9 protein-coding genes are annotated in these 7313 nt (G+C 29.3%); 2 read left to right on the top strand and 7 right to left on the bottom strand.

The genetic code is table 11. The features are described 5' to 3' along the window. Positions 1-37: 37 nt before the first annotated feature. Both nth and DES33_RS02200 read right to left on the bottom strand, forming a co-directional pair. Entirely contained in the window at positions 38-664 is a 627-nt protein-coding gene (gene nth / locus DES33_RS02195) for an endonuclease III (protein ID WP_094205639.1), read from the bottom strand. After that, positions 645-1478, bottom strand: coding sequence for a deoxyribonuclease IV (locus DES33_RS02200; RefSeq protein WP_094224664.1), 834 nt, complete (start codon positions 1476-1478; stop codon positions 645-647). Before DES33_RS02200 ends, nth begins: the two co-directional genes overlap by 20 nt. 84 nt (positions 1479-1562) lie before the next feature. Here DES33_RS02200 and rodA point away from each other — a divergent pair, with 84 nt between their 5' ends. After that, positions 1563-2666, top strand: a complete 1104-nt coding sequence (gene rodA / locus DES33_RS02205) for a rod shape-determining protein RodA (protein ID WP_094224663.1) — start codon at positions 1563-1565, stop codon at positions 2664-2666. Between the two features lie 8 nt (positions 2667-2674). Next, positions 2675-3145 carry an S-ribosylhomocysteine lyase gene (locus DES33_RS02210; protein WP_094224662.1) on the top strand — a complete coding sequence of 157 codons (471 nt, stop codon included), beginning with the start codon at positions 2675-2677 and terminating at the stop codon, positions 3143-3145. Between the two features lie 21 nt (positions 3146-3166). Here DES33_RS02210 and DES33_RS02215 read toward each other — a convergent pair whose 3' ends face one another. Genes DES33_RS02215 through DES33_RS02235 form a run of 5 tightly spaced genes read right to left on the bottom strand, consistent with a single transcriptional unit; the run spans position 3167 to position 6848 of the window. Then, entirely contained in the window at positions 3167-3799 is a 633-nt protein-coding gene (locus DES33_RS02215; protein ID WP_094224661.1) for a thymidine kinase, read from the bottom strand. 1 nt (position 3800) lies between these two features. Beyond that, entirely contained in the window at positions 3801-4385 is a 585-nt protein-coding gene (locus DES33_RS02220) for a peptidylprolyl isomerase (protein ID WP_094224660.1), read from the bottom strand. Positions 4386-4426: 41 nt separating this feature from the next. Next, complete coding sequence (locus DES33_RS02225) at positions 4427-5125, bottom strand: response regulator transcription factor (protein WP_094224659.1); 699 nt, start codon at positions 5123-5125, stop codon at positions 4427-4429. Between the two features lie 8 nt (positions 5126-5133). Then, positions 5134-6198, bottom strand: a complete 1065-nt coding sequence (gene selD, locus DES33_RS02230) for a selenide, water dikinase SelD (protein WP_094207097.1) — start codon at positions 6196-6198, stop codon at positions 5134-5136. Between the two features lie 11 nt (positions 6199-6209). Further along, positions 6210-6848, bottom strand: a complete 639-nt coding sequence (locus tag DES33_RS02235) for a helix-hairpin-helix domain-containing protein (RefSeq protein WP_094224658.1) — start codon at positions 6846-6848, stop codon at positions 6210-6212. Between the last annotated feature and the right edge of the window lie 465 nt (positions 6849-7313).

Genomic DNA, 7313 nt, shown 5'->3' on the forward strand with positions numbered 1-7313 from the left:
TAACATCAAAAAAGATATCTGTCAATAGTTTTTTTAATTAAGAATTGTAAAATTTACACCTGTCGTTCAATATACATTCTTCACATTTTGGATTTCTAGCCTTACATAAATTTCTTCCATGCCAAATAAATAAGTGATGACTTTTTGACCATCTATCTTTTGGTATTACTTTCATCAAAGCTATCTCAGTACTTAATACGTCTTTTTCATTTACAATTCCAATTCTGTTAGTTACTCTAAAAACATGAGTATCCACAGCTATAGCTGGTGTACCAAATGCATTGCTCACAACTACATTTGCAGTTTTTCTTCCAACTCCTGGTAATTTCATTAATTCCTCTATAGTATCAGGAACTTTTGAATCATAATCATGATATAAAACATTACATGTATTAATAATATTTTTTGATTTTGTTTTGTACAATCCACAACTTTTGATGTATTTTGTTAATCCATCTACACCTAAGCCTAATATAGCTTTAGGGGTATTATGTTCTTTAAATAAAACAGCTGTAACTTTATTAACTCTAACATCTGTACATTGTGCTGATAAGATAGTGGCAATTAATAATTCAAATGGAGTAGTAAAATCCAAACCTGCTTTTGCATTAGGATATAAGCTATCTAAATCATCCAAAATTTTATTAATTTTCTCGTAACTCATGAAACTTTCTCCTTATTTTTTCAATTTCAATTTTATATCCATCTAAGTTGTTAGGCGTTTCCAGTATTATTGGTCTGCCTTCTAACCTTTCATTAAAGATTACATTAAAAAGGTCTGATTTTCCAATCAATCCTTTACCAAACTTTTCATGTCTATCCTTATTTGCTCCAAATGGCATCATAGAATCATTGCAATGAATCACTTTAATTTTTTCAATACCAATTAACTTGTCAAATTCATCAAGATAATCATCAAAATTAACCAGTTTAATTCCTGAGCTAAACAAATGACAAGTATCGATACAAACATACAATGGAATACTAGCATTACTAATAATATAAGCAATTTGATTTAAATCAAATCCAACTTCACTACCTTTTCCACTCATAGTTTCAATACATATCTTCTGACCATTTGAAACATCTATTTGATTCAAGCCTTCTACAATTAAATTAAGTCCTTTCTCAATTCCTTGATTTTTATGACTTCCTGGATGAAGAACATAATTATCAATTTCCAAATCTCGAATTTTTTTCATATCCTCATTTATAAGCTTGATTGCCAGTTCTCTTAGGTCTTCTCTATCACTACATAAATTCATGGTATATGCTCCATGACATACTATTTCGTTTATATCATGAGTATCTCTAAGCTTCAAAAATTTTTCTATTTCTCTATCAGGAATTAATCTAGACTTAGATCCTCTTGGATTTCGTGGAAAGAATTGAAAAGTGTCAGCATTTATTTCTAAGCATTGTTCTATAGTTTTGTGAAGTCCTTTTGATGTAGATAAATGACATCCTATTCTGTTCATAAAACCTCCTAATCACCTCTAAATCATTATTATATCACACCTTAATATTTTAATATGTTATAATACTAGTTGAGGAAGTGAGACATGTTTAATATTAGCAAAAAAAATATATCAAAAATAGATAAAACTCTAATTATAAGCGTTTTAATACTTGTTATTTACGGTCTTGTAGTATTATATAGTGCTGGATCAAGTCTTTCAAACCATTATTTCAGAAAACAATTAATAGCTACAATTATAGGAATAATTGTTGTTTTTTTTATAATTTCACTAGACAACCACATAATAAAAAAACTTAACATTCCAATGTACATAATTTGCAATGTTTTACTGGTTCTAGTTTTATTTTTTGGTGTTGGTGATGAATGGGGTGCAAGAAGTTGGTTTAAGTTTGGACCAATTAATTTTCAACCTTCTGAAATAATGAAGATAGTTCTTATTATTTCGCTAGCAAATATTATAGAATCTAACAAGAACAGCCTTAATAATCCTAAAATTTTATTAAAAATACTAATTTTTGCTTTCATTCCTGTCGCCCTAATTTTAAAACAACCAGACGCAGGAACAGCTATGGTGTATACATTCATAATAATAGTAATGTTGTTTACAGCTGGAATTGATTGGAAATATTTAATAGGAGCAATTATCTTAGGTATAGTCAGTTTACCTTTTCTATACTTGAGGCTTGATCAATTTCAAAGAGATAGAATATTAAATTTTGTTCATCCTGAAAGAGATTTATCCAATACTGGATGGCAAGCTCTCCAAGGTAAAATAGCAATAGGATCAGGAAAATTAACTGGTGAAGGTTTCTTAAACGGAGTTCAAAGTCAATATAATTTTATTCCTGAAAAACAAACAGATTTTATTTTTGCAGTATTAGTTGAAGAATTTGGATTTATAGGTGGATTTATATTGATTTTATTATATGCCCTTATGCTTTATAGATGTGTGGTTATTGCTCAAAACTCAGATAATTTATACTCAAAATTATTGACAATTGGATTTGCAGCAATGTTTTTATTCCACATATTTGAAAATATTGGAATGACTATTGGAGTAATGCCAATAACTGGTATCCCTTTACCATTTTTTAGTTATGGTGGAACATTTCAAATTATCAACTTAATATCAATTGGATTGATTATATCTTCATCAATTCAAAAAGATCCATTGAATTTCATTTAGGAGGAAATATGAATAAAATAGAAAGTTTTAAAATTAATCACTTAAAATTATTACCAGGAATTTATGTATCAAGAAAAGATTACTTAAATAATGAAGTATTAACTACTTTTGATTTAAGAATAACTGCACCTAACAGAGAACCCGTTATGAACACAGCAGAAGTTCACGCAATAGAACATTTAGCAGCTACATTTTTAAGAAATAAACTTGAAAATGATGTTATTTATTTTGGTCCTATGGGTTGTAGAACAGGATTTTATCTAATCTTGGTCGGAGATAAAAAATCTGAAGATATCGTAGATTTAGTTAAAGAACTCTTTGAATTCATATCTAATTACGAAGGCGATATACCTGGTCAATCAGCAAAGGACTGTGGCAACTATTCAGATATGAATTTAAATATGGCAAAATTCTATTCTGATAAGTACTTGAAGGTTTTAAATTCTATTAAAACAGAAAATTTAATCTACCCAGAATAGAAAAAACACAATTTAGTTATACTAAATTGTGTTTTTATTGTTTTGATCTTTATCTAAATATGTTGTTTGTAGTTCTGTTAGCTTCTTTTCATTCATTTTTTCAATATAGTGTTTTCTACATAATGGCATATATGCTTCACTAGCACCCAACTGTATTCTGTTTTTATCGTCTGATATACGATAACTTACCCATGCATCATTTCCACACACAGCACACACAGCGTGGTGTTTTTCGACGTAATCACATATAGGCAATAATTCCTTAACAAGTTGAAATGGCTTGGCTTTATAGTCCATGTCAAGTCCAGCAGCAATAATAGTGAATCCTTTCTCCAAAAGATAATTAATTTGTTTCACAAAATGATCTGCTTTTGAATTAATAAATTGCACTTCATCTATAGCGATGACATTTACATCATGAGTTTTTGTATATTCAACTATATCGTCAATATTATCGACATTTATTGCTTCAATTTCGTTTTTATCATGTGTTACTACTTTTTCCTTAGAATATCTAGAATCCATCTTCGGCTTAAACACAACTACATTATATTTAGCTATTTTAAACCTATTCACTTCTTTCCATAAACTAGATGTTTTTCCAGAAAACATAGATCCAGTATGCACTATTAATTTGCCTCTATATTGATGCATACTAATTCCTTGAAATCTCTATTGATTGAATAATAATATCATCCAGCGGTTTATCTGAAAAGTCAGTATCTACGTTAGCAATTTTGTCTACAATATCCATTCCACTATAAACTTGACCGAATACAGAATGTTTTTCATCTAACCAAAAACAACCACCATTACTTTTATAGTATTCTTTTTGTTTTTCATCCAAATCACATTCGTCAAGATATTTAATGTAATCTTTTCTAATTGAAGTATTTTGAACTATAAAAAATTGAGATCCATTAGTGTTTGGTCCAGAATTAGCCATAGATAATGCTCCTCTTATATTTTTCAAATTATCCGAAAATTCATCTTCAAAAGGCTTTTCCCAAATACTTTTGCCACCATAGCCTGTGCCTTGTGGATCTCCTCCTTGGATCATAAAATCTTTGATGACTCTATGAAAAATAGTTCCATCATAATATCCTTCTTGTGCATGAGTTACAAAATTTTCCACACAATTTGGAGCATCATTTTCAAACAAACAAATTTTTATTTCTCCCATGTTTGTAATTATATTTGCAATTAATTGATTTTTTTTAGGTATATCAGTTTGATACATATTCCCTCCATAAATAATTAAACTGCTTTTTAAAAAGCAGTTTAAACTTTTGTATTTGATGAGAAGTAATATCCTTCTCCCCATTTTGTTCTAATTATTAATGATTCGTTATCTTTGATTTTTTCTCTCAATCTTTTAATGTGAACATCAACAGTCCTGATATGAGACTGTGCATCTTCCCATAATTTCGCAGCCAATTCCTTTCTTGAAAGAACCTTATCTTTATTAGAAACAAGTGCATATAGCAATTCAAATTCTCTTCCTGTTAATTCTATATATTGACCATATCTTTTTACAGTTCTTGATATTAAATTAAATTCAAATTCACCAATTTGTATTATGCTTGTTTTATTATGGTCATTTACTAAATCTGATTTCGTTCTTCTGAGAACTGCTCTAATTCTTGCTTTTAACTCAAGCATATTAAATGGATAAACTACATAATCATCTGCGCCATATTCCAACGCTAAGATTTTTTTCATATCATCTGATTCGTCACTAACAAAAATTGTAGGAATGGAATATAATTTGCTAATTTCTTTTTTGAAATCTAAGCCTGTACCATCCGCAAAATTCATATCACTAAGCAAAAAATCATAGTAACCTTTTTTTAGTTTTTCAAGTGCATCTTCAATTGTAGAACATTCTGAAACTTCATAATTTTCATCATTAGAGAAATTCAAAATGATCTCATCTTTATACACATTAGATGGAAAAACTAATAGAATTCTAAGTTTCATAAGTTTAATTAGATTACTTCAATAAAGTGATCTGTTTTTTCCTTTACTCTTCCTATTATACTTCCAACTTGGCCTGATTCATGTAATTTTTCTACAAGTTTATCAGCATCTTCCTTAGATAATGCAATTAATAATCCGCCTGATGTTTGGGGATCAAAGACCAAATCATCTACAAAGCTACTAACATTTTTGCTGATTTTTACATCATTTCTGATAAAGTTTCTGTTGTCATAAGCTCCTTTTGGAACTAATCCTAAGTTAACAAACTCTTCTACTCCTTCAAAAATAGGTAAGTTTTGTGAGTCGATTTCTATTGTTAAATCAGATCCCTTAGCCATTTCAAGTGCATGGCCGCACAAACCAAATCCTGTTACATCAGTAGCAGCATGAACTTCTAGTCCATCGCAGGCTTCCTTAGCGTATTTATTCAAAGTAGACATAGATTTGATAACTTCATCAAATAATTTTTGATTATCCATTCCACCTTTTATAGCAGTATTTACAATTCCTACACCTAATTTTTTAGTTAATACAACCACGTCTCCAACTTTAGCTGTAGAGTTGGCCCAAACTTTATCAGGATGGTTTATTCCTGTCACAGACAATCCATATTTAGGTTCATCATCTTGAATTGTGTGACCACCAACTAACAGACATCCCGCTTCTTTAGCCTTATCAGCACCGCCCTTTAAGATTTCAACCAAAATATCTTGATTCATGCAATCTGAAAAACAAACAATATTTAAAGCTAACAATGGATCTGAACCCATAGCATATAAATCACTTAAAGAGTTTGCCGCAGCTACTTGACCAAATGTATATGGGTCATTAACAACCGGCGTAAAGAAGTCTAGAGATTGAATTAAACATAAATCATCTCTTACTTTGTATACAGCACAATCATCGCTTGTATCTAATCCTACTACTAAATTATCGTCATTTACTTTTTCAAGATGACTTAATACTTCAGCTAATTTACCAGGTCCAATCTTTGCTGCACATCCAGCTGTTTGAGTAAACTCAGTTAATTTAACATCTTCTGGTTTAATTGTTTTGTACTTTTTGTCTAACATTTTTATCTCCTTTAATCTATAGTTATTAAACTTTTTAATGATTCAAAAGTTTTATCGCCTATTCCATCTACATTTTTTATTTCTTCAATTTTTTTAAATTGATTTTTCTCTCTAAATTCTATTATTTTTTTAGCTTTAGAAGGTCCAATACCTGGTAATGTTTGCAATTTATTGCTATCAGCAGTGTTAATATTTACAAGACTACTTGAGTTATTATCTTTTATTGTAACTATATCTGAGCTATGTCTATCATTGTTTTGTGCTTTTGAAGTTTCTGTTTTTGATGGGATATAAATTTTCATCTCATCTTTTAGCTTCATTGCCAAATTTACACTCTTAGTATCAGCATCTTGTGTAAATCCGCCTGCTAATTCCACAATATCTTTAATTCTATCATCTTTTTTAAACGAATAGACACCAGGCTTGTTTACACAACCATCTATTTGACACATAGTCATGGAATTATCTTCTCTTTTTTGTGTATTATTTTCAGATTTCTCATTTATGCTCTCTGTTGATTTTGTATCAACTAGAGTTTGAATTTGATTGTTATTCAAATTATCTGAATTAGATTTATAATAACCAAAACCAACTAAAACAATTATTGCTATACCAATTAAAATTTTATCTTTAGAAAAATTAAAATTCATAATGCGCCTCTTATATCTATATACACTATAATATCATATGCACAAGCAATCCGTCCAATAAAACTTGCTAACAAAAGTCAAGCACAACCTAAAATTAATTTCAGGTTATTTGATTATTTGAGTAATTAAATTAGTGCATGGAAAACAAACCGAGTGTAATCAATCGGTTTTTTTAGTGTAATTTGGGTATATGAAAAGTTTTGTGTATCAGCTCCTCCTGATAGGTTGTGAGCTGATATTTTTTTGATTTTTAAAAAAATATACTTTTATTACTGAAATCTGAAAGTTCAGATATTTGTAACCTAATTTTGGCACAATTAAACTAAAAGGTCAAGATTTTTCTAAAAATCCCCCTTTTTGCCTAATTGATTTTCTTAAAAATTTGAAGATTTCTGTCAAGAGCTGGTCGTCAGACCAGGGCTATGCCTTTACTCTTGATTTAAAGATTCAAATTTTTTATTATTT

Origin of the sequence: Finegoldia magna (assembly GCF_003182075.1) — a bacterium.
Lineage (GTDB): Bacteria > Bacillota > Clostridia > Tissierellales > Peptoniphilaceae > Finegoldia > Finegoldia magna.

What these genes read in the sequence shown, in the direction of transcription:
- nth (WP_094205639.1), bottom strand. Translation starts at nt 664, where the DNA reads ATGAGTTACGAGAAAATTAATAAAATTTTGGATGATTTAGATAGCTTA.
- DES33_RS02220 (WP_094224660.1), bottom strand. Translation starts at nt 4,385, where the DNA reads ATGTATCAAACTGATATACCTAAAAAAAATCAATTAATTGCAAATATA.
- DES33_RS02235 (WP_094224658.1), bottom strand. Translation starts at nt 6,848, where the DNA reads ATGAATTTTAATTTTTCTAAAGATAAAATTTTAATTGGTATAGCAATA.
- DES33_RS02215 (WP_094224661.1), bottom strand. Translation starts at nt 3,799, where the DNA reads ATGCATCAATATAGAGGCAAATTAATAGTGCATACTGGATCTATGTTT.
- selD (WP_094207097.1), bottom strand. Translation starts at nt 6,198, where the DNA reads ATGTTAGACAAAAAGTACAAAACAATTAAACCAGAAGATGTTAAATTA.
- rodA (WP_094224663.1), top strand. Translation starts at nt 1,563, where the DNA reads ATGTTTAATATTAGCAAAAAAAATATATCAAAAATAGATAAAACTCTA.
- DES33_RS02210 (WP_094224662.1), top strand. Translation starts at nt 2,675, where the DNA reads ATGAATAAAATAGAAAGTTTTAAAATTAATCACTTAAAATTATTACCA.
- DES33_RS02225 (WP_094224659.1), bottom strand. Translation starts at nt 5,125, where the DNA reads ATGAAACTTAGAATTCTATTAGTTTTTCCATCTAATGTGTATAAAGAT.
- DES33_RS02200 (WP_094224664.1), bottom strand. Translation starts at nt 1,478, where the DNA reads ATGAACAGAATAGGATGTCATTTATCTACATCAAAAGGACTTCACAAA.